We start from the raw sequence: 254 nt of genomic DNA, 5'->3' as shown, positions 1-254 counted from the left end.
CTACGAAGAAGTCGCGGCCACGCTAGGTGAGGTTGATGTTTCAGTCCAGAACGCGGGCGTCATTACGATCGCGAAGCTGGAAGATCTGACCGAGAAGGAATGGGACAACGTACTTGCGGTGAACACCAAAGGCGTTTTTCTGTGTTGCCAGGAAGCGGCGAGACGGATGCTGCGTGCCGGGAAAGCGGGCCGTCTGATCAATACGGCGTCGGGACAGGCCAGACAAGGTTTCGTCTATACCCCGCACTATGCAG

At 57.1% G+C, this 254-nt stretch carries 1 protein-coding gene; it reads left to right on the top strand.

The window, feature by feature from the left end:
* On the top strand, positions 1–254 hold a 254-nt coding region (locus SB753_RS39375), incomplete at both ends, for an SDR family NAD(P)-dependent oxidoreductase (RefSeq protein ID WP_410805462.1).

The sequence above is a fragment of the Paraburkholderia sp. SIMBA_053 genome (assembly GCF_046534895.1).
Lineage (GTDB): Bacteria > Pseudomonadota > Gammaproteobacteria > Burkholderiales > Burkholderiaceae > Paraburkholderia > Paraburkholderia caledonica.
Note: the sequence above shows the minus strand (reverse complement) of the source record. Positions and strands in the feature narration are given on the sequence as shown.